At 70.7% G+C, this 20,029-nt stretch carries 20 protein-coding genes and 1 pseudogene; 10 read left to right on the top strand and 11 right to left on the bottom strand.

The window, feature by feature from the left end:
* The first annotated feature begins 136 nt into the window (after positions 1–136).
* Together ACWEV3_RS08955 and ACWEV3_RS08950 are read left to right on the top strand one after the other, a co-directional pair.
* On the top strand, positions 137–316 hold the full coding sequence (locus ACWEV3_RS08955; protein ID WP_452613334.1) for a hypothetical protein: 180 nt from the start codon (positions 137–139) through the stop codon (positions 314–316).
* 451 nt (positions 317–767) lie between these two features.
* A complete protein-coding gene (locus ACWEV3_RS08950; protein ID WP_452613333.1) occupies positions 768–1,550 on the top strand; it encodes a hypothetical protein in 783 nt (260 codons plus the stop codon).
* On the opposite strand, the gene ACWEV3_RS08945 is transcribed toward ACWEV3_RS08950, so the two are convergent.
* Positions 1,508–2,119, bottom strand: coding sequence for a TetR/AcrR family transcriptional regulator (locus tag ACWEV3_RS08945; protein ID WP_452613332.1), 612 nt, complete (start codon positions 2,117–2,119; stop codon positions 1,508–1,510). The two genes, ACWEV3_RS08950 and ACWEV3_RS08945, sit on opposite strands and share 43 nt — an antisense overlap.
* 117 nt (positions 2,120–2,236) lie before the next feature.
* On the opposite strand from ACWEV3_RS08945, the gene ACWEV3_RS08940 reads away from it, so the two are divergent.
* Positions 2,237–3,385 carry a DUF418 domain-containing protein gene (locus ACWEV3_RS08940; RefSeq protein WP_452613331.1) on the top strand — a complete coding sequence of 383 codons (1,149 nt, stop codon included), beginning with the start codon at positions 2,237–2,239 and terminating at the stop codon, positions 3,383–3,385.
* Between the two features lie 75 nt (positions 3,386–3,460).
* Here ACWEV3_RS08940 and ACWEV3_RS08935 read toward each other — a convergent pair whose 3' ends face one another.
* The 3 genes from ACWEV3_RS08935 to ACWEV3_RS08925 form a co-directional block, all read right to left on the bottom strand.
* A complete protein-coding gene (locus ACWEV3_RS08935; RefSeq protein WP_452613330.1) occupies positions 3,461–3,655 on the bottom strand; it encodes a DUF397 domain-containing protein in 195 nt (64 codons plus the stop codon).
* Positions 3,652–4,011: a Scr1 family TA system antitoxin-like transcriptional regulator gene (locus tag ACWEV3_RS08930; RefSeq protein WP_452613433.1), complete on the bottom strand. Its 360-nt coding sequence runs from the start codon at positions 4,009–4,011 to the stop codon at positions 3,652–3,654. The genes ACWEV3_RS08935 and ACWEV3_RS08930 overlap by 4 nt, the downstream gene beginning before the upstream one ends.
* Positions 4,012–4,237: 226 nt before the next feature.
* Positions 4,238–5,047 carry a helix-turn-helix transcriptional regulator gene (locus ACWEV3_RS08925; protein ID WP_452613329.1) on the bottom strand — a complete coding sequence of 270 codons (810 nt, stop codon included), beginning with the start codon at positions 5,045–5,047 and terminating at the stop codon, positions 4,238–4,240.
* Between the two features lie 102 nt (positions 5,048–5,149).
* On the opposite strand from ACWEV3_RS08925, the gene ACWEV3_RS08920 reads away from it, so the two are divergent.
* Both ACWEV3_RS08920 and ACWEV3_RS08915 read left to right on the top strand, forming a co-directional pair.
* Complete coding sequence (locus ACWEV3_RS08920) at positions 5,150–5,584, top strand: nuclear transport factor 2 family protein (RefSeq protein ID WP_452613328.1); 435 nt, start codon at positions 5,150–5,152, stop codon at positions 5,582–5,584.
* Positions 5,581–6,387 (top strand): NmrA family NAD(P)-binding protein, encoded by an 807-nt coding sequence (locus ACWEV3_RS08915; protein ID WP_452613327.1) that lies wholly within the window; start codon positions 5,581–5,583, stop codon positions 6,385–6,387. The genes ACWEV3_RS08920 and ACWEV3_RS08915 overlap by 4 nt, the downstream gene beginning before the upstream one ends.
* An 82-nt stretch (positions 6,388–6,469) precedes the next feature.
* On the opposite strand, the gene ACWEV3_RS08910 is transcribed toward ACWEV3_RS08915, so the two are convergent.
* Entirely contained in the window at positions 6,470–7,009 is a 540-nt protein-coding gene (locus tag ACWEV3_RS08910) for a phosphatase PAP2 family protein (protein ID WP_452613326.1), read from the bottom strand.
* Positions 7,010–7,047: 38 nt separating this feature from the next.
* Here ACWEV3_RS08910 and ACWEV3_RS08905 point away from each other — a divergent pair, with 38 nt between their 5' ends.
* Together ACWEV3_RS08905 and ACWEV3_RS08900 are read left to right on the top strand one after the other, a co-directional pair.
* Positions 7,048–8,559, top strand: a complete 1,512-nt coding sequence (locus ACWEV3_RS08905) for a sensor histidine kinase (protein ID WP_452613325.1) — start codon at positions 7,048–7,050, stop codon at positions 8,557–8,559.
* Between the two features lie 8 nt (positions 8,560–8,567).
* Positions 8,568–9,227, top strand: coding sequence for a response regulator (locus ACWEV3_RS08900; RefSeq protein ID WP_452613324.1), 660 nt, complete (start codon positions 8,568–8,570; stop codon positions 9,225–9,227).
* A 144-nt stretch (positions 9,228–9,371) separates the two neighbouring features.
* On the opposite strand, the gene ACWEV3_RS08895 is transcribed toward ACWEV3_RS08900, so the two are convergent.
* Positions 9,372–9,974, bottom strand: coding sequence for a phosphatase PAP2 family protein (locus ACWEV3_RS08895; protein ID WP_452613323.1), 603 nt, complete (start codon positions 9,972–9,974; stop codon positions 9,372–9,374).
* Positions 9,975–10,237: 263 nt separating this feature from the next.
* Between ACWEV3_RS08895 and ACWEV3_RS08890 the strand changes: the two genes are divergently transcribed.
* A complete protein-coding gene (locus ACWEV3_RS08890) occupies positions 10,238–10,780 on the top strand; it encodes a chorismate mutase (RefSeq protein ID WP_452613432.1) in 543 nt (180 codons plus the stop codon).
* Between the two features lie 349 nt (positions 10,781–11,129).
* On the opposite strand, the gene ACWEV3_RS08885 is transcribed toward ACWEV3_RS08890, so the two are convergent.
* The gene (locus ACWEV3_RS08885) at positions 11,130–11,960 is read right to left on the bottom strand and encodes an NAD(P)H-binding protein (RefSeq protein WP_452613322.1); all 831 of its coding nucleotides are present in this window, start codon (positions 11,958–11,960) and stop codon (positions 11,130–11,132) included.
* A 147-nt stretch (positions 11,961–12,107) separates the two neighbouring features.
* On the opposite strand from ACWEV3_RS08885, the gene ACWEV3_RS08880 reads away from it, so the two are divergent.
* Positions 12,108–13,022, top strand: a complete 915-nt coding sequence (locus tag ACWEV3_RS08880) for an LLM class flavin-dependent oxidoreductase (protein WP_452613321.1) — start codon at positions 12,108–12,110, stop codon at positions 13,020–13,022.
* Between the two features lie 135 nt (positions 13,023–13,157).
* Here the strand turns inward: ACWEV3_RS08880 and ACWEV3_RS08875 are convergent, their stop codons facing one another.
* The 4 genes and pseudogenes from ACWEV3_RS08875 to ACWEV3_RS08860 form a co-directional block, all read right to left on the bottom strand.
* The gene (locus tag ACWEV3_RS08875) at positions 13,158–13,400 is read right to left on the bottom strand and encodes a hypothetical protein (RefSeq protein ID WP_452613431.1); all 243 of its coding nucleotides are present in this window, start codon (positions 13,398–13,400) and stop codon (positions 13,158–13,160) included.
* A gap of 133 nt (positions 13,401–13,533) precedes the next feature.
* Positions 13,534–13,584, bottom strand: a pseudogene (locus ACWEV3_RS08870) (hypothetical protein); the annotation flags it as partial.
* A 298-nt stretch (positions 13,585–13,882) separates the two neighbouring features.
* Positions 13,883–17,104 (bottom strand): BTAD domain-containing putative transcriptional regulator, encoded by a 3,222-nt coding sequence (locus tag ACWEV3_RS08865; RefSeq protein ID WP_452613320.1) that lies wholly within the window; start codon positions 17,102–17,104, stop codon positions 13,883–13,885.
* A 236-nt stretch (positions 17,105–17,340) separates the two neighbouring features.
* Positions 17,341–18,213 (bottom strand): SseB family protein, encoded by an 873-nt coding sequence (locus ACWEV3_RS08860; RefSeq protein WP_452613319.1) that lies wholly within the window; start codon positions 18,211–18,213, stop codon positions 17,341–17,343.
* Between the two features lie 107 nt (positions 18,214–18,320).
* Between ACWEV3_RS08860 and ACWEV3_RS08855 the strand changes: the two genes are divergently transcribed.
* Positions 18,321–19,991 (top strand): right-handed parallel beta-helix repeat-containing protein, encoded by a 1,671-nt coding sequence (locus tag ACWEV3_RS08855; protein WP_452613318.1) that lies wholly within the window; start codon positions 18,321–18,323, stop codon positions 19,989–19,991.
* Positions 19,992–20,029: the final 38 nt, after the last annotated feature.

Here is a 20,029-nt window from a genome sequence, read left to right as displayed (position 1 = left end):
GAGCTAGCGCCCCGTCGACACCACACACCCCGAATTCGGCCGCATCCCAGACGGGAGCCTGCTCGCTACCTCGCGCTACACGACGATCGAACATCAGGCCTGGAACGAGGCGCTTCGCGATGGCGACTTGGCCGAGATGGCCAAGCACGACACAGCCATGCGAAACTTCGCGTCCGCCCTGAATCAGATGCCCGACCACCACGGGACCGTCCACCGGGGGATCGACATCCCAGCGAACAAACTCGACGAGTTCCTGACCCGCTACGCACCCGGCGCCGAAGTCGAAGAACGCGGCTTCACCACCACGAAGATCTGATCCGCAAGTTCGATACGCCGTCGGATGACCCTGACGTGCAGGCGCGCAGGCAGCAGATCGGACAGCGCATCCAGGACATGCAGGAACGTGGCGAGGTCGTCTCCGAGTCGCTGGCACAACGTCATGCCGAGGTCCCGCTGCCGACCAAACCCAAGCCCTCCGCTCCCAGAATCGAGCCCGGGGCGGATAGTTGACCGTCAGGGAACCGAGATATCCGATGGCGACGATGCCGATCGACGCTTGACCGAACACCAAGTCGTTCGAGGGGTGGACGGGCTTTCCGACCTCCCGGTCTCTGGCGAGTCCGGTCACGTCGGGGTGGACATCTGATCACTTACCGCCGTTCGGAGTAGTCGGGGTTATGGTTCATACCACCTACTTTGGTCGGTTTTTGCCGTTCTTGATCCAGTAGCCTGGCCACTCTCTGTGCTCGCGCGACTACGGAGGAGAGATGGGTTCGGCTACGTGCGTTCCGGATGCGCCACCGCTGGTTCGAGAGGCTCTCCGGTTTCGGCGGACCGTGCAGCGGCCGGCCGATCTGGTGGCCACCTTCCGCCGCAGCGGCGTGTACCTGGAGTACGCGTCCGATCCGCCGGCCGTGCCCGTCGTGCACGTCGCCGAGGCTCCGTGGCTGCCGGTGTTCTCGGACCTTCGGTACTTCGCCGAGTACCGGCGGCGGCGCGGCGAGGGCGACCGGGCCGAATACCTGGTGCTCACCGGCGCTCGGCTGCTGGACGGGTATCTGCCGGGTTTGCCGCAGGGCACGAACGTGCTGCTGGATCCGCTGCAAGAGCACGCCGTGGCGCTGCACGGGATCACACCCGATTCGCTTCGCGCGACCGATGGCTTCACCGAATCCGCCCGGGCCATGCAGCGGTACCGCGACGTGCTGGCCTGGGCTCAGCGGCAGGCCGAACAGGCGCGCTCGGGTCCCGGAACCACCGAACCGTGCCGCGACCAGGCGCGAGCCTCGATCGACTCCGCGAAGGACCAGGTCGAGGACGCCGCGAAGAACCTCGTGAAGACCTTGCTGCTGACGGCCGACAAAGCTCCCGCGCAGCAGTACGGCGAGACCATCGGCGGGTTGGTGTCCGGGACTCTTTCGGCCGAGAAGTCGTTCGTCGGCGCCGGAATCGGCAGCTTTACGGAGGATCCGGCCGGTTTCGCCGGGCAGCTGACCGACGTGACTGATCAGTCCTCCGTGGACTTCCCGAAGAGCCGGTCGAGGTGGTAGTCGACGGCCGCTATCGCGCCCTCGCCGGTCCGGTGGCCCAGCAGCAGGCCGACCGACAGGCCGTCCGGGACGAGCAGCAGGGCTTCGGCCTCGCGCTCCGGGTCCCGGTCGGCGGGTAGCTCGCCGGACTCCTGCGCGGCGCGGAGCTCGGAGGCCACCCACGCCTCCAGCTGCGGCCACCACTCGCGGTAGGTCGCGGCCAGATCCGGCGCACCGAGCGCGCGCAGGAAGAACGCGATGTGCGTCAGGAACTCCATGCGGCTGTCGTCGGACAGCGCCAGCATTTCGAGCATCAGCGTCCGCAGCACCACGCGCACCTTCGGCCGTTCGCCCTCCTGACTCAGCCGCTGCGCGATCCGCTTCGAGGCCCGGTTGTTCACGTGCCCCATGGCGAAGCCCAGCATCTCGTCCTTCGACTTGAAGTAGTGCTGCACCGCGCCCATCGAGACGCCCGCTTCAGCCGCGACGTCGCGGAGGCTCACTGCTTCCAGGCCGCCGCGGCTCGCCAGCCGCATCAGCGCCTCGGCGATCTGGGTCCGCCGGGCCTCGTGGTTCACCTGCTTGGGCACCGTCTCGCACCTTTCCAATGCGATCGCATTGCAAACGGGCGCGCCACCCGTTTACCATGCACTTGCATCGTAACCCTCCGTGGTTGCGGAGGCGAGTTTCGAACGACTGGGGAATTCATGACCGAGGTACTACGGCAAGCACCCACCTCCAGCAGGATCACCGCGATAGACGTGGTCCGCGGCGTCGCCATCCTAGGCACGCTGGGCACCAACATCTGGATCTTCACCGACCCTGAGGGGCCGGCCGGGATGCTGACCATGGTGGAGACCGGCACCCTCACCGCGAACATCGAGGCGACCATCCGGTTCCTCGCCAACGGCAAGTTCCTGTCCCTGCTCACGCTGCTGTTCGGCATCGGCCTGGAGCTGCAGTACCAGTCGGCGCGGCGCCGGGGCGGGCGCTGGCCCGGCTGGTACCTGTGGCGGGCGGCGCTGCTGTTCACCGAGGGCCTGCTGCACTACATCCTGATCTTCGAGTTCGACGTGCTGATGAGCTACGCGGTGACGTCGATGCTGGTCGCTTACCTGATCGGGCGCAGCGACCGGGCGGTGAAGGGCTGGATCATCGCGATGGCCTCGCTGCACGTCGCGTTCATCAGCGTGGTCACACTCGGCCTGCTGACCGGGCACGCGTCGATGGGCGGTGGCGGCGCGCCGTCGCAGCTGTTCACCACCGGCAGCTGGCTGGAACAGGTGACCAACCGGATCACCCACTGGGGCGACTACCGGATCGAAGCGATCTTCATCATCCCGATGTCCGTGGCGCTGTTCCTGACCGGCGCCCGGCTGTTCCGCGCGGGGGTGTTCGCCGCCGAGGGGCAGCGGCTGCGGAACCGCCTGATGCTGTTCGGCTTCGGCATCGGGGTGCCGCTGAACCTGCTCACCGCCTTCTCGGGGCAGGGCTGGTTCATGGTCGACCGCTACATCCTGCCGCCGATCATCGCGCTGGGCCTGATCGGGCTGATCCCGACCGTGGTGGGCGCGCTGCGCGGCACGCCGGGCGTCCTGCGGCGCGGGCTGACCGCGGTCGGCCGGATGGCGCTGTCCTGCTACGTCTTCCAGAACCTCGTGGCTGCGATCCTGTGCTACGGCTGGGGATTCGGGCTGGCGGCGCGCTTCGACTGGGCCCGCCCGTGGTGGGTGCTGGTGATCTGGGCGGCGATCTGCGCGACGTTCATGACGCTGTCGACGTTGTGGCTGCGCCGCTTCGAACGCGGCCCGCTGGAAGCGGCCTGGAACTGGGCCTACCGCCTGCCCCAGCGCTGACCTAGGGCTCGTGAGTGGTTTGGAGTGCCCTGGCGCTCCAAACCACTCACGAAGCCTGACCAGCCAGAACAGCTCTCAGCCACGGAATCGATCGGCCTTCACAGCAGCGACGTACCGGGTCCAGGCCTCGCGAGGAACGGCCAAGGTCCCGCTGTCGCGGTCTTTCGTGTCGCGGACGCCGACCAGATCCGGCGCCGCACCGACCTCGACGCATCCGGTGTTGTGCCCGCTGTAGCTGCTCTTTCGCCAGCTTTCTAACGCGTGTGTCATGCGCCCTCGCTCTCGAACCTCGCCGCGTAGGTAGCGATGAGCCGCGCCGACTCTTCCGGGCTCAGCGCCACCTCTCCGAGCCTACTGATTGTGGCTCGGAACGGAGGTTCCTCGGCTGGATCGTTCAGCAGCAAACCGGAGTTGTGCGCCTCGACGTAGATGTTCGCGCTACCACGCGTGAACTCGAGCAACGAGAACCCGCCATCCAGACCGAGATGCGCCCCGAGAGCTGTGGGCGCGACTCGTATCTCGATGTTCTGCCGCTCGGTCTCCTTCAGCACATGCCGGAACTGCTCGGCGGCCACGCGCGGCCCACGAGGCCCTCGGCAGGGGCGGGATGCCTCCTCCCCCGAAATCCCGCCCCTGCCGGGCCCTCTGGGAAAGGACGAGGAAGTGATTGCCGTGTTTGGGTTTCTGCTCGCTGCGTCGGTTTTCGTCGTCGTTGGATTCTGCTGGATCGGTCGGTCGACCGGGCAGCACGCGGGCTCAGGCGAAAGCGCGCTCGGCGTTTGGCAGCTCTGCGCGCGGGTCGCGATGGAGCGACAACGCGAGATGGAGACCGAGGCCTACGGGCGGCACTCGCTACTCGGTCGCGGTTATTAGGTCTTCGAGGGCTTTGTGGGTCGTTGTTCCCGGTTCCGCCGAGAGGAGGATCAGGCGGTGCTTCTGGCCCGGGACGTGCAGGGTTTGGCAGTCCAGGTCCAGCGGGCCGAAGTCCGGGTGGTCGATCCGCTTGCGCAGCGTTGGGCGGGGCCGGACCTCGTGGTCTCGCCAGCTTTCCGCGAACTCCCGGCTGAACTCGGCGTATTCCCTGGTCAGCGCCGCTAGTGCCCGGTCGTCCGGGTGGCGGGCGGCGGCCAGGCGCAGCTCCGCCGCCGCCTGGCGGGCGAAGTGGTTCTCGCCGCTCGGCGAGCACAGTCCTCGCATGGACAGGCGCAGGGTGTTGCGCTCCTCGCGCGGCAGCTTCGAGAAATCGGTGATCAGGCCCGCGGCGAGGGTGTTCCACGCCACGATGTCGAGCCGCTCGTTCACCACGTACGCCGGGACCGGGCCGAGGCGGTCGAGCAGCCGCAGCACGCCTTCCGGTACCGGTTCCGCGGCCTCCGGGGCCAGCGGGGCCTGGCCTGCCAGCCGCGCCAGGTGCTCGCTTTCCGCCTCCGACAACTTCAGGGCCGCGCCCAGGGCCGCGAGGACCTGCGTCGACGGGCGCGGCGCGCGTGCCTGTTCGAGGCGCTCGTAGTAGTTCGTCGACACCCCCGCCAGCCAGGCGACCTCCTCGCGGCGCAGGCCGGGCGTGCGGCGGCGGCCGGACCCGTCGGGCAGCCCCACATCGCCGGGACGCCGCTCCTCCCGGCGGCGGCGCAGGAAATCGGCCAGCTCGCGCTTGTTCACCTCACCACCTTGCCACCGGGGCGGACCACCCAGCCACGGACCGCCGATCCGGGGCAAGCGCGGACCTGCTCGGTCCGCTCCCGGGCGACGAACCTGGGTGTCGTGGAAGCGAACCAACTCTTCGAGCAGGCCCTCGACCTGCTGCTGGCCAAGGACATGGACGGGTTCGTCGACCTGTTCGCGCCCGACTGCACCTTCGAGTTCCCGTTCGCGGCGGGCACCCCCGAGCGCCTGAACGGGCGGGCAGCGCTGCGCGAATACCTGGCGGACTACCCGCAGAAGCTGGACATCGCGGGCTTCCCGTCCGTGGTCGTCCACCGGACCACCGATCCGGCCACCATCGTCGCCGAGTTCACCGCGCGCGGCCGGACCGTGGCGACCGGCGCGGACTACGAGATGCGCTACGTCGCGGTGATCGTCGTGCGCGACGGCGCGATCGCCTCGTACCGCGACTACTGGAGCCCGGTCATGGGCGCCAAGGCGTCCGGGGAGCTCGCCGGCCTCGTGACCGCGCTGGGCGGCGAGGTGCGCTCGTGACCGTGCTGATCACCGGCGGCACCGGGAAGACCGGCCGTCCACTTGCGACGGTGCTGCGAGAGCGCGGGATCGCCGTGCGGATCGCGAGCAGGCACCCGGCCGACGCCCCGGACCACGTGCGCTTCGACTGGGCCGACCCGGACTCGCAGCGGCGCGCGCTGGACGGCGTCGACCGCGTCTACCTGGTGCCGCCGGTCGGGGCCATCGACCCGATGCCGCAGGTCGGGCCGTTCCTGGCGACCGCCGCCGGGCGCCGGATCGTCGCGCTCGGATCGTCCGCCATGATGCCGAACGCGCCGGGGCTGGAGGAGTACCGCGCGCGGATCGCGTCGACGCCGGGCTGCGCCGTGCTGCTGCCCACCTGGTTCATGCAGAACTTCACCGGCCGGCATCCGGTGGCCGACGGCATCCGGGAACGCGGCGAGATCGTGACCGCCACCGGTTCGGGACGCCTCGGCTGGATCGACGCCGCCGACATCGCCGCCGTCGCCGCACACGCGCTGACCTCGGACGAGGTGGCCGACGAGTACCTGCTGACCGGCCCGGAGACGTTGAGCTACGGCGAAGCCGCGGCGATCATCTCGGAGGTCGCCGGGCGGCCGGTCCGGCACCGGCACATCACCACGGGCGAGCTAGCCCGGCGGCTTTCGGCGGAGCTGCCCGCGGACTTCGCGGCGGGCTTGGCGGCCATGGACGAGCACATCCGGGCGGGTGGCGAGGACCGCACTACCTCGACCGTCCAGGAGGTCACGGGGCGCCCGCCGCGTTCCTTCCGCGACTTCATCCGCGCGGAGCTCGGCTAGGCGGCCGGGTGGCGGTTTCGCGCGAAACCGGCGTTCTCCACGCCTGGCGGCGACGGTTTCGCGCGAAACCGCCAAAAGCGGCTCACGATGTCTGGAGTCGAAGTCGCGAGTTGTTGCACGCGATGACGCTGATGGCTCCCAGGGCCGCGCCGAGGAGGAAGCCCGCGAGGACGTCGTGCGGGTAGTGGACCCCGATGAAGATCCGGGAGAAGCCTTCTAGCAGCGCGAGGAGCACCACGATCGCCGTGATGCGCCGCCACAGCATCGACAGCGCCACCGCGAACGCCGCGGCCGCCGCCGAGTGGCTGCTGGGCAGCGACCAGACGCCCACCTCCGCGCAGTCCTTGATCGTGCCTCCCGGTATCGGGATCGCCCGGCACGGCCGGTCCTGCCGCACGACGTTCTTGATCAGGTCGCTGAACAGCCAGGCCGCCCCGGCCGCGAGCAGCGGCGCGAGCAGCACCGGAAGTCGCCGGGTTCGCCACCACGCGAGCAGCGTCAGCACCGCGAACGCCGCCAGCAGCGCCTGGGTGCCGAACAGCGCGAGGCCGTGCACCCAGCCCGGTGACATCGCTCCCCACTCCGCGATCGCCCGGTACCACTCCGCGCTCAGCTCCAGCATCAATCCGACATTACCGACCTGCCGGTAGCGTCGACGCGGTGAAGGTGTCGATCCGGGACGTGCCGTGGTGGCTCGTCCTGTCCGCTCCCGTGCTGCTGGTCAACGTGGTCGCCGCGACCGATCCGCTCAGCGGCTGGGAGATCGCGCTCGGCGTCGGCGTGGTCGGCATCACCGTGGCGCTGCGCCGGACCTGGCCGCTCGTCGCCACGGTCAGCGCGCTGGCTGCCTGGGCCGGCGCGCTGATCCCCCGGCCGGACGCGGGCGTCATCGCGGCGTTCGCCTTCACCCCGATGCTGATCGCCACCAGCTACAACGCCGGGTTCCGGGTGCGCAGGCACCGCGACGCGCTGGTCCGGCTCGCGCTGGCCACCGGCGTGGTGTCGCTGCTCGTGCTCGTGCTGGCGCACGACGTCGGGGCCTGGCTGGTGACGCTGATCGGCGCGCTGCTGTTCGCGCTGATCCCGTGGCTGCTCGGGCGGCACCACCAGAAGTACCGGGCGCTGGTGCGGGCCGGCTGGGAGCGGGCTGAGCAGCTGGAGCGGCAGCAGCAGATCGTGGGCGACCAGGCGCGGCTGCAGGAACGCACCCGGATCGCCAGGGACATGCACGACCTGCTCGGCCACCAGCTCAGCCTGGTCGCGCTGCGGATCGGTGCGCTGGAGGTGGCGCCCTCGCTGGACGCCGGGCACCGGGAGGCGGCCGGGCAGGCGCGGGCCTCGGTGACGGATGCGGCCGAGCGGTTGCGGGAGGTCGTCGAGGTCCTGCGCGACGACTCCGGGCCGGTCACCGGCGAAAGCGTCGCGGAGCTGGTCGAGCAGGCGCGGGCCGCCGGGATGGCGGTGGCGTTGGCGGAGACCGGCGAGGTGGTGCAGTCGATGCGCGCCCGCGCGGTGTGCCGGATCGTGCAGGAGGCGCTGACCAACGCGGCGAAGCACGCCCCGGGAGCGGCCGTGACCGTCGAGGTGCGGCACACCGCCGACGAGAGCGAAGTGTCGGTGGCGAACCCGCTGACCGGTGATCGCGAGCCGGTTTCCAGCGGCGGGTACGGCCTCGTCGCCCTCGCCGAGCGGGTGCGGCTGGCGGGCGGCACCTTCCAGGCGGGCCCGGAGCGCGGGCGGTTCCTGCTGTCCGCGCGGATTCCGCAGGTCGCGCAGGCCATCGAGGCCTCGGAATCCGCGGCGCGCCTGGCCCGGGCCGAAGGTCAGGTGCGCAGCAGCCGCAACATCGCGGTCGCGGCGGCAGCGGCGAGCGCCGTCGTGCTGGGGTTGCTGACCGCGGGCATCACGGCGTTCGACACCATCACTTCCGTGCTGCCCTCGGCGGCGTACGACCGGATGCAGGTCGGGCAGTCCCGGTCGTCGATCGAGCACCTGCTGCCGGCGCGGACTCGGATCGACGACCCACCCGACGCCGACCCGCCCCGGCCGCCCGGTGCGAGCTGCGCTTACTACAGCACGCACCACGATCCGTTCGACGAGCGGAGCGGCGACCTGTACCGGCTGTGCTTCCGGCAGGACGTGCTGGTGGGCAAGGACTATCTGCGGCGGTAGGAGGAGACGTGCGACTGGTGCTGGCCGACGACGAGGCCATGGTTCGCGCCGGGGTGCGGGCGATCCTGGCCGCGGACCCGGACATCGAGGTCGTCGGGGAAGCCGCCAACGGGCGGGACGCGGTGGAACTGGTGCGGCGGCACCGGCCGGCGGTGGCGCTGCTGGACATCCGGATGCCGGAGCTCGACGGCCTCGGCGCGGCGGACGAAATCCGCCGCGTGGCACCGGAAACCGCGGTGCTCATCATGACCACGTTCGACGAGGACGCCTACGTCACGCGGGCGTTGCACGGCGGTGCCAGCGGATTCCTGCTCAAGACCGGTGATCCGCGGGAACTGCTGCTGGGCGTGCGGGCGGCGGCCGAAGGCGGCGCGTACCTCTCGCCTCCGGTGGCGCACCGGGTGATCCGGCAGCTGGGCGGGCCGCGGCTGCAGCAGGAGATCGCCGCGCGAGAGCACGTGGACGCGCTCAGCGACCGGGAGCGCGAAGTGCTCGCGCTGGTCGGGGCCGGGTTGTCGAACGCCGAGATCGCCCGGCGGCTGCACGTCGTGGAGGGCACGGTGAAGGCGTACGTGAGCGCCGTCCTGGGCCGGCTGGGCGTGAAGAACCGGGTGCAGGCCGCGATCCTGGCCTACGAAGCGGGCCTGGTGGAGCGCGGCGACACCTGAGCGTGGGGCCGAGTGAACGGCCTGTTCACCTCGTCTACCGAGACGAACAGGCCGTTCACCTCGAAAAGCCGCGCCGAACAGGCGGAGCGAACGGCCCGTTCGCTTCGGGCGTCAGTGGCGCGGCTGATTTCGAAGGTGCTGGCTTCAGCGGCGTTGTGGCGCGGCTTGGCGGGTCTTGGCCAGCGTCGCGGCTAGGGCCATGCCCGCTGCCGCGACGATCGCGCCGAGCAGGAGACCGCCGATCACGTCGTGCGGGTAGTGGACGCCGACGAAGACCCGCAGGAATGCCTCCAGCACCGCTAGGAGCGCGACGATGATCGCGAGCCGGCGCCATGCGACGGCCAGGCCGACCGCGGCCGCCGCGGCAATGGTGCTGTGGTTGCTGGGGAACGACCAGTCGCCCGGCTCCGGGCACTCCGCGATCGTCGCGACGATGTTGCGGACCTCGCGGCACGGCCTTTCCTGCTCGACGAACGTCTTCGTAACCTCGCTGATCGCGTAGGCGAGAACCGTGACAGCAGGGGCCGCGAACGCGAGGACGCGCAGCCGGCGGTCGGCCCGGCGGGTTCGCCAGAGGTTCGCCAGCACCAGGGCGCCGAACACCAGGATCACCGCCTCCGTCGCCACGTCCGCCAACGCCTGCACCCAGCCCGGCGCGTCGTGGGCGAGGCCCGTGACGGCGCGGTACCAGTCGATGCTGATGTCCGGCACGTCCTCGATCTCGTTGGTGGCCAACGACGAACTCATCGATCCTCCGCATCTGCTCGCAACGCGGTCGAAGGTATGGATCGGGGAGTCGCCCGGGCAGTGGTCTTTCGGCAGCGGCCGCCCTTACTTTCGGCAGAATCCCGGCACCGGGGGCCGCTTGCGGATGGTGACCCGGGTTGCGCGACGGTGTGGTCGCGTTCGGCGAGATGGCTGAAAGTCGCTGTCTTCGTCGGCGTTTCGGCGGTGGGCGCGCAGTACTCTGGCGCGGCTGGATCGTCGATCAGGAGGCACCGGTGCGTTCAATGCTCCTCGCCGGCGCGATCATCGCCGCGCTCGCGTCCCCGGCCCACTCCTGCGAACGGGAATCGCTCGACCCGCTGCTGCGGTCGGCCGCCGCGCGCGTCACCACATCGGACAAGGTCGCCGCGGCCAAGTGGGGCACCGGCCAGCCGATCGACGATCCGGTGCGGGAACAGCAGGTGCTCGACGCGGTCGCCCGCAAGTCTGTGGAGCTCGGCATCGACCCGGCGGAGTCGAAGCGGGTCTTCCGGGACCAGATCGAGGCCAGCAAGCTCGTCCAACGGGCCCTGCACGAGAGGTGGGCGGCGAACCCCGGCGAGCGGCCGGTGGAACGTCCGGATCTGGGCGAGATCAGGCCGATCATCGACCGGCTGAACGACGAGATCCTGCTGGAACTGCGCGACACCCGGCAACTGCGCGACGAGCCGTCCTGCGACGGCTACCTGACCAGCGCCTTCCACCACGCCAGCACCGACCTGCGGCTGACCGACCTGCACCGCCGCGGCCTCGTCCGAGCGGTCCCATCGATCTGCACCGGCCCCTGACCCGACGCCCTCCCCCGTCCCGGCGTCTCCCCGTCCCCGGTCCCGAGATCCCCCGTCGTCCCGAGGTCCCTGGTCCCGGCGTCTCCCGGGCTCGGCGCTTCTCCGGTCCCGGCGTCCGGGGATCCCCAGTTTCAATTGAAACTGGGGGTCCCCGGGTCGGCGCCGTCCGGCCTCCTGCGTCGGCTCGGACCGGTGCTCCGACCGCAATTTCAATGGAAATCAGAGGTCCGATTTCCATTGAAATTGCGGTGAGTTGTCCACAGGCGTCGGCGTGTCGGGGTGCGACACGCCGGTGATCCGCAATTTCCATTGAAATCGAAGGTTCGATTTCAATGGAAATTGCGGGACTTCAGCGGAAGTCGGCGATGTGGTCGTCGACCCATTCCCGGAAGGTTCTCGCCGGGCGGCCGGTCACCTGCTCCACGTGCGGGGACACCGGCTCCGGGTCACGGGAGATCCGCTCCCAGTAGTCGAGGGCCCCGTCGGCGAACGAGGCCGGCCAGCCGTTGTCCAGCAGTCGGCGCCGGGCGGCGCCCCGGGAGATCTCCTCCCATCGCAGCCGGCGGCCGATGGCTTCGCCGATCGTCCGCAGCTGCTCGCTCTGGGTCGACACCTCCGGCCCGGTCAGGGCGTACGTCGCCCCGCTGTGGCCTTCGTCGACGAGCACCCGCACCGCGACGTCCGCGATGTCCTTCTCGTGGATCAGCGGCCGGGCCGCCGCGCCGTACGCATCGCGGATCACGCCCTCGGACCGGATCGCGTCGGCCCAGCCCAGCACGTTGCCGGCGAATCCACCGGCGCGCAGGAAGGTCCAGTCCGCCTCGGATGCCTCGATGAGCCGCTCCACCTGGGTGTGGAACACCTCGTCGTCACCCGCGCTGGTGGCCGACAGGTAGACGATGCGCCCGGCCCGCTTCGCGATCGCGTCCACGACCGGCGGCGCGAGCTCCGCCGACAGCAACGGCCAGACCAGGAACACCGACCCGACTCCATCGAGCGGCAGCGAGTCCGGGGTCGTCACGTCGCCTCGGACCACCTCCACCCCGTCCGGTGCCGCAACCTCGTCCGGGTCGCGCGTCGTCATCGCGCGGACCTCAACGCCCTCCGCCAGCAGCCCCGCGACGACATGCCTGCCCACCTTGCCGGTCGCACCCACCACGAGAACCTTGTCGCCGCTCATCCTCAGCACCCCTTCGCTCGACTGGCACGAACGCTAAGAGTTCGACATAACTAGAGGTCAACACCGCATCCGGCGGCTTGACCTCTAGCGTGCTGGAGGTTCGATGCTGGGGACCAGCACTGATCCCGTGACCCTCGGGGGCGAACAATGCCGGTGGAAGTCGGAATCTTCTTGCCCAGCGCGGTGGAGGCAGAGATCCGGGAGGCGGCCTACCACGCCGTGGACGCCGAGCTGGACGCCATCTGGAGCGGCGATCACCTCGCCAACGGAGTTCCGTCGCTCGACGGAATGCTCGCGCTGGCCACGGCGGCTGCCGTGACCGAGTGCATCGACATCGGTTTCGCCGTCTACCTGCCCGCGCTGCGCCCGCACGTGTGCGCCGCCAAGCAGATCGCGACGCTGCAACACCTCACCGGCGGCGACCGCCTGCACCTCGGCATCGGCATCGGCGGCCACGACAGCGGCTACGCCGCCGTGGGCCTCGACGCCGCTACGCGCGGCCGGCGCACCGACGAGTTCCTGCAGCTCCTGCCGTCGCTGCTCGCCGGCGAGCCGACGGCGCTGCCGCACGGCGCGACCGCCCAGCTCGCCCCGGCTGCCGCCGTGCCGCCGCTGTGGATCGGCGGCTCCGCGCCCGCCGCGCTGCGCCGCGCGGCTCGCTTCGGCGACGGCTGGTTCGCCGAGCTGCACACGCCCGAGGAGATCCGGACGAACGCCGAGCGGCTGCGCGAGCTCGCCCAGCAGCACGATCGCCAGGCGCCACACCTGGCGATCGCGATCCAAGGCAGCCTGGTCCAGCGCCCCGACGACCGCGTGCACGACCGCTGCGCCGAGAACCTGGCGAAGTCCTTCGGCATTCCGGTCGACGAGGCCCGCGGCTACGTCGTCGCCGGGACTCCGGAGCAGGTCGCCGAGCAGCTCGCGGCGTATGCGGAGGCGGGTGTGGAGAAGATCGCGTTCGCCGTCGACGGCGACTGGCACGACTCCTGCGATCTGCTGGGCCAAGTCCGGCAGATCCTCACCCCGGGCGGGCGCCCGAAGTGCTCCCGATCGTCGAAGTGACAGTTCTGCCGTGCCATCCGCCTGGAACTGGTGCGGGTAGCGCCGCCCGGACCCGACTCCGGCCGAATGCTGCTGTCCCGAGAAGCCTCCTGCGCGAGGCCACGGCTCTTGCACCGCAGCCGCCGGATCCGACCCTCACCCGAGGGCATTGGTGGCGACGGTGGAGTTTCCGGTGTTGAGGACCGGGATGTGCAGGTAGGCGCTTTGCAGCCGGGTGCGGTCGGGGCCGGTGTCCCCAGCGCCCGACTGGCGGAGATCGGCAAGGCTGAAGCCGAGACCGGCGTCCGCGAAGGCGGCTTCGATGCTGCCCGGCTCGGGCTGTTCGAGCGTCGTGTTCTCGACGGTGAACCCGAACGGCGCCGCCTCGTCGGGTCGTATGTCCGCGGTGTGCCCGTCGGTGCTGGTCAGGCCGAGGGCGAAGTAGTCCTCGCCCAGGGCGCAGCGCCGTGAGGTGGCCGCCGAAGGAGATCGGGGACTTCAGGATGTGGGCGTTGTGGGCCGCCAGCACGACGCGGGTTCCAGGTACGAGCTGCTCCAGGTGCCACAGGAGCGACGCGGCCATGGACTGGTCCTGGGCCGGGTCCGCGCTGGCGTCGCTCCGCCGCGCCTTCGAAGCCACCGTCGCGGCGCAGGATCCGGTCGCGGGGTTCGCCGGCCCGGACTTCATCCACCCTGTCGGCCTGCCTGCACGACCAGCGCGAACAGGCGCTGGCCGAGGCCCTCGCCGGCGGCGGGCAGCGGTCCGACATCACCGGGCTGCTGGGCGCCGTGCACCGCGTCCAGGAGCTCACCCTGGCCGGGAACACCGGCGACGAGATCGCCGAGACAGTCGCGGGGGAAGCCGCCCGCGCCCTCGGCGACTACGCGGTGGCGTGAGGCGAGCCGGTTCGGGTGCTTGCGAGGGGCGACTCGGGCACGCGATCGCGGCCGTTGGTCGCGGCCGCCTCCTCGTCGGCTCGGCGCCAGGCTGCCTTCGCCAGGTCTTCGCGGCCCGCGCGGTGGTGCAGCTCTCCCAGCTCTCGCAGGGCCAGGGCTTGCTGGTAGCGCTCTCCTCGGTCGGTGGCCAGGCTCAGGCCCTGGTCGATCAGCACGCCCGCCCTCGCGAAGTCGCCGACGTCCCGGTGCGCCGCTCCCAGGTCGACCAGCACCTCGCTCTCCGCCGCCGGGCCCCCGACCTTCGCCACTATCTGGCGCGCCGCCTGGAGGTTCGCCGTCGCTTCCGAGTACCGCCCGAGCTCCCGGTACGCCTTGCCCAGGCGGTGGTTCGCGTAGGCGACCTTCGGCGTCAGGCCGTGGTCCGCGGCCAGCTCCAGCGCTCGGTGCAGGTATTCCAGCGCCGCTTCGTGGTCGCCCAGCCGGCGGTGCGCGTCGCCGATGTCCGCGAGCGCGCTGGACTCCCCGTCGATGTTGCCCGCCTGCCTGGACAGTTCGAGCCCGGTCTGCAGGCTCGCCAACGCCTCGCGGAGGAAACCCTTTGCTGCCAGGGCATTTCCGAGATTGCTGCGCAACACTCCCTCGCGGTACGGGTCGCGCCCGGCACACAGCGACGCGCCTTGCCGGAGGTGCTGCAGCGCCTCGTCGAACTCGCCCAACCGGAAGCACACGACCCCGAGCGACTCCAGCGTGCTCGTCTCCTGCGCGCGGTCTCCCGCCCGCCGGTGGAACTCCAGCGCCCGGTACAGGTGTTCGCGCGCTTCCGCCCCGCGGCCCAGCTCCAGGTACGTCGCCGCCAGATCCGCCCTGGTCATCGCCTCGCCTGCGGCATCCTGCGCGGCGATCGCCGCGGCCAGCGCGGCCTCGTGGGTGCGCACCCAGTCGTGGTCGTGCCCGTAGCCGTAGAGGTAGAGGTACTCGCGCAGCGACCGGGTGAGCTGCCAGGCGTGCGTCGGCCAGCCACGCGCCGCCGCTAACCGCACCGCCGCGATCAGGCAGGCGCGCTCGGCGTCGAGCCAGCTCCTGGCCTCCTCCCGGGTGCTCAGGGCCGGGAGGTGCTCTGGCTCGCTTCCCACCAGCGGCACCTCGGGCTGGTGCGGTTGCAGCAGGCGCGTCGCGCCGGCCGTGCTGTGCAGGTAGAAGTCCAGCACCCGGGTGATCGCCGCGGAGCGCTCCGCCTCGGGTTCCTCTTCCCGCACCAGGCCCCGGCCGTATTCGGCGAGCAGGTCGTGCAGGCGGTAGCGGTGCCTGGTGACCACGTTGGCCAGGTGCTCGTCCACCAGGCGGTCCAGCAGGATGCGGGCCTCGGTCGCGGTGATCCCGGCCAGCGCGGCCGCCGCGTCGGCGGTGAACTCGTCGCCCGGGTGCAGGCCGAGCAGCCGGAACAGCCGACGCTCGTCCTGCTCCAATGCCTGGTAGGAGAGGTCGAACACCGTCCGGAGCCGGCGGTTGCCCGCGACCAGCTCGTGCAGCCGGTCGTCGCTCTCCTCCAGGCGCGCGGCCAGGTCCGACACCGTCCACATGCGACGCGACTGCAGCCGCCGCGCGGCCAGCGCCACCGCGAGCGGCAGCCGACCGCACAGCTCCACCAGGCTGCGCGCCGCCGCCGGATCCACCTCGACCCGGGCGCGGCCGACCGCCTTGGCCAGCATGCCCTCGGCCTCCTCGGGCGTGAAGACGTCGAGCGGCATCGTCCGCGCCCCGTCCAGCGCCAGCGTGCAACGGCTGGTCACCAGCACCACGTTCTCCGGGCCGGACGGCAGCAGCGGCGTCACCTGGTCCTCGCTGGACGCGTTGTCCAGCAGCACCAACGCCTTCTTGTCGTAGAGCCGGTCGCGGAACAGCATCATCCGCTCGTCCACCCGGGACGGGATGTGGTCGTCGGGCACGCCGAGCAGCCGCAGGAAGGATGCCAGCACCGCGGCCGGATCGGCGGGCGGCTGGTCGGCGTGGCCGCGCAGGTCCACGTACAGCTGGCAGTCGCTGAACCGGCCGGTCGCCAGCAGCCGGTGCGCGGCGTGCACCGCGAGCCGCGTCTTGCCGACGCCGCCCATGCCTTCGATCAGCACGATCTTCACCGCCGAGCCGCCCGCCTGCGGCAGTTCCTCGTGCAGCGCGCGGAGTTCGGCTTCCCGGCCGGTGAATTCGCCGATGTCCGGTGGGAGTTGGCGGTGCGCGCTGACCGGCGTGAACTCCGGGCGCGACACCTCCTGCCGCAGCACCCGCTGGTACGCCGCGCTCAGTTCCGGGCCTGGATCGGCGCCGAGTTCGCCCGCCAATCTGCGCCGCAGCGCGTCGAAGACGTTGAGCGCGGCGGCCTGCTGGCCGCTGCCGGCGAGGGCGATCATCAGCGCGGCGTGCACTGCTTCGTGCAGCGGATCCGCATCGGCGACCCGTTGCAGGTGCGGGAGGACTTCCTGGTGGTGCCCCAGCTCCGCGGCGACGGCGGCGTATTCCACCAGCACGGCGTGGTATTCCCTGGTCAGGGCGGTGATCAGCGGATGCGCCTGCAGGCTGGCGAGCCCTTCCAGCGGTTCACCGCGCCACAACGCCACCGCGTCGGCGAACAGCCCGCGGGCTTCGGTGGCTTCCCTGGCCTGGCGCGCTCCGGCGACCAGCCGCCGGAACACCATCAGGTCGTGCTGGACCTCCGCGACCGAGAGCTGGTATCCGCCGCGGTCGGCCACCAGCACCGGCGTCTCGTCCGGATCGGCCTGCAACCGGCGCCGCAGCCGGGAAACCCGGGACTGCAGCAGATCCGCCGATCCGGACGTGGATCGCTCGCCCCACACCGCCTCGATCAGCGAATCCCGCGCCACCGGCGCGTTCGGCGACAGCGCGAGCAGGCCGAGCAGCACCCGCTGGGTCTCCGACCCGGGATCCACCGACTCGCCGTTGACCGCGACCTTCAGCGGCCCCAGCACCTCCACCCGCAGGCCGCTGCCGCCCTCGCCGCCTGCTTCGCGGATCAGCTCTTCCAGCTCGATCCGGGACAGCGCGAGGACTTCGGCCAATCGGCGCAGCGTGGTCACCCGCGGTCGAACCACCCTGCCCTGCTCCACATCGCGCAGTCCCGCGGCGCTCAGACCGGCCTGCTCGGCGACCTGGAGCTGCGTAAGACCAGCTCGCTTGCGGAATCCGCGAACCAAGCCCCCCAACTTGCTCCCGGTCGCGCCCACAAGACCACCTCAATCGGAGTTCGTTCGAGCCGTTGGTGATGAAGCGCCGCAGCGGACCGCGGAAGCCGGCGACGGCACGCTTTCACGTGTCCGCACGACAGTTCCGACGCAACGGGACCACTTTTGGTTCCACCGAACCGTTTCCAGCCTCGTCGCAGCGCAACGTCCTCGTGAGTGGCAATGGTCGTTCCAGCGACCATTGCCGCTCACGACGCCGAGTCGCCTTCGGACAGTGCCGCACCGGCCGCCGCGACGATTTCGCCGACACCGTCGCCGCCGATGATGAGCTCGGTGCCGCTGCCCGGGTTCAGGCACAGGACGTGCTGCCGTTGCGGCCAATTGGCGGCGAGGACGAGAAATGGCAATTGCGTGAAGTGCTCGACCTTCGCCGCGGCGCGGGAAAGCATCTCCGCCGAGGTGAACACCGGGATCGCCGAGCCCACCAGCAGCCAGGGGAAGTTCGTGTCGTCGACGTCGTCGGTCAGCGGACGCGACAGCGGCAGCACGACGTCGGCGTCGACCAGCGCCGCCAGGTAGGCGTCGAGGTCCTGCAGTTCGACGGCCGCGGCCAGCGCTTCTTCCAGCTCGTTCGCCGGCGGGACGACGCCGGGTTCCGCGCCGTCGCCGAGCTCCGCCAGGCAGTCGCGCCGGATCTGCGCCTGCACCACCGCTTCCGCGTCCTCGGCGGGCACCAGGAATTCCTCGCCCGCCGCCATTCGGGCCAGCGATTCCGGCGACATGGTTGCGCCGATCGGCAGATCGAAGTTGAGCGCGAAGCAGTAGTCCGGGTGCGGCCAGTTCTGCGCCAGCGCCGCGGCGTCGACTTCCCGGTGGCCCGACGAGAACGGTCCGAGCACGTGGGACAGCGCTTCCGGCGAGGTGAAGACGAAGACGTGCGCCCGCTCCAACGGGATCAGCTCGTCCAGCTCCTGCCGCAGTTCGGTGCCGGGCTCGGGCAGCACCGGCAGGTACAGCGGCGCGGACAGCACGATTTCCGCGAACCGCTTGCTGTCCCCCGCTTCCAGCGCCGCGACCAACTCGTGCTCCACGTCGTTGGCCGGTTGCCATTGCGCGTCCAACCGAAACCGCCCTTCCGGTAGGTCGTTCCACGAACAGTAGTACTTCCGGAGAGCCGTTCTGGGGTACTTTGTCCCCCAACGGTTCCCGGCGAGATTTGCTCGGAGTTATGGCACGCACCCTCTTGGTCTCCCCCGAACAGCGCGGTGCGCTCCCGACGATTCGCGACGCCCTGGAGGCCGCCGACGACGGCGCGGTCATCTCCATCGCGCCCGGCGAGTACGAAGAACCGGTGCACATCCGCCGGCAGCGCGTGACGATCTCCGCCCGTGAGCCCGGCACCGTCACGATCCGCTCGCCGTTCCGCGACCAGCCGACAGTTTCGGTCGTCGACGGCACCGTGGAGCTCAGCGGGCTCGCCGTGTTCGGCGACGTGCAGCCCGCGATCCGGATCTCCGGGGGCAGCGCGCAGATCTTCGACTGCGCCGCCACCGCCGGGTACTCCGCCGCGATCAGCATCGGCGACGGCGCCGACGTGACGTTGCGCGGCAACCGGATCAGCGACTCGCAGTGCGGGCTGATCGTCGAAAACGCCGACGGCGTGGTGGAAAGCTGCGAGATCCAGGACATCGTCGACGATGCCGTGATCGTGCGGCTCGGGGCGCGCGCCGCGCTGCGGCACTGCACCGTGCGCGGCGCCGGCTTCCGCGGCGTCTACATGTACCAGGCGAGCGGCTCCAGCATCGAGCGCTGCGACATCTCGCAGACCGGCGAGGCCGGGATCGCGGTGGCCGACCAGACCTCGCCGAACATCGTCGAATGCTGGGTGCACGACACCCAGGGCGTGGGCATCTCGGTCGGGCGCGGCTGCGGCGGCGTGATCGAGGACTGCCGGGTGGAGAACACCGCGCCGCCCGGCGTGCTGATCGACGAAGGCGCGCGCACCGAGGTCCGGCGCGGCGCCGAGTCGAAGCCGCCGGTGGGTGCCACCGCGACCAGCGGCAACAAGCAGGACCAGGAGAAGATCGACGAGCTGCTCGCCGAACTCGACGGCATGATCGGCCTCACCGGCGTGAAGTCCGAGGTGCGGGCGCTGATCGACGAGATCCAGGTGAACGAGTGGCGGCGCAGCGAGGGCCTGTCGGTCAACGCGGTCAGCAACCACCTCGTGTTCACCGGCGCGCCCGGCACCGGCAAGACCACTGTGGCGCGGACCTACGGGAACCTGTTGAAGGCGCTGGGAATCCTGCCCAACGGGCGGTTCAAGGAGGTCTCCCGCCGCGATCTCGTCGGGCAGTACATCGGGCACACGGCCGAGAAGGCCGCGTCGGCGTTCGACGACGCGCGCGGCGGCGTGCTGTTCATCGACGAGGCCTACACCCTGTCCCGGCCCAGCGGCGGCGGCGCCGACTTCGGGCAGGAGGCGATCGACACGCTGGTCAAGCTGATGGAGGACCACCGCGACGAGGTCGCCGTGATCGTCGCCGGCTACACCTCGGAGATGGGCGAGTTCCTGGCCGCCAACCCCGGCCTGGCGTCCCGGTTCGCCAAGACCCTGGAGTTCGAGAACTACACGCCGGAGGAGCTGGTCTCGATCAGCGGGCACCTCGCGCGCGGCGATGACTACCTGCTCGGCGACGACCTGGACCTGGCGCTGCTGGAGTGGTTCACGCAGGTCGACCGGGACGCGAACTTCGGCAACGCGCGCGAGGCGCGGAAGCTGCTGGAACGGATGCGCAAGTCGCAGTCGACGCGGCTGCGCAACCTCGGCCGCCGCCCCTCCCGGGACGAGCTGCGGACGCTGAGCCTCGACGACCTCCTGGACGCCATCCGCGAGTAAAGCCTGTTTCCAAACTCGTTCTGCGTGGCGGTGCGGGT

The organism is Saccharopolyspora sp. NPDC003752, assembly GCF_053605825.1.
Note: the sequence above shows the minus strand (reverse complement) of the source record. Positions and strands in the feature narration are given on the sequence as shown.

Coding starts and splice junctions, on each gene's coding strand:
- ACWEV3_RS08885 (WP_452613322.1), bottom strand. CDS start 11,960: ATGAGCGGCGACAAGGTTCTCGTGGTGGGTGCGACCGGCAAGGTGGGC.
- ACWEV3_RS08935 (WP_452613330.1), bottom strand. CDS start 3,655: ATGACACACGCGTTAGAAAGCTGGCGAAAGAGCAGCTACAGCGGGCAC.
- ACWEV3_RS08950 (WP_452613333.1), top strand. CDS start 768: ATGGGTTCGGCTACGTGCGTTCCGGATGCGCCACCGCTGGTTCGAGAG.
- ACWEV3_RS08890 (WP_452613432.1), top strand. CDS start 10,238: ATGCTCCTCGCCGGCGCGATCATCGCCGCGCTCGCGTCCCCGGCCCAC.
- ACWEV3_RS08880 (WP_452613321.1), top strand. CDS start 12,108: ATGCCGGTGGAAGTCGGAATCTTCTTGCCCAGCGCGGTGGAGGCAGAG.
- ACWEV3_RS08910 (WP_452613326.1), bottom strand. CDS start 7,009: ATGCTGGAGCTGAGCGCGGAGTGGTACCGGGCGATCGCGGAGTGGGGA.
- ACWEV3_RS08895 (WP_452613323.1), bottom strand. CDS start 9,974: ATGAGTTCGTCGTTGGCCACCAACGAGATCGAGGACGTGCCGGACATC.
- ACWEV3_RS08855 (WP_452613318.1), top strand. CDS start 18,321: ATGGCACGCACCCTCTTGGTCTCCCCCGAACAGCGCGGTGCGCTCCCG.
- ACWEV3_RS08940 (WP_452613331.1), top strand. CDS start 2,237: ATGACCGAGGTACTACGGCAAGCACCCACCTCCAGCAGGATCACCGCG.
- ACWEV3_RS08955 (WP_452613334.1), top strand. CDS start 137: ATGGCCAAGCACGACACAGCCATGCGAAACTTCGCGTCCGCCCTGAAT.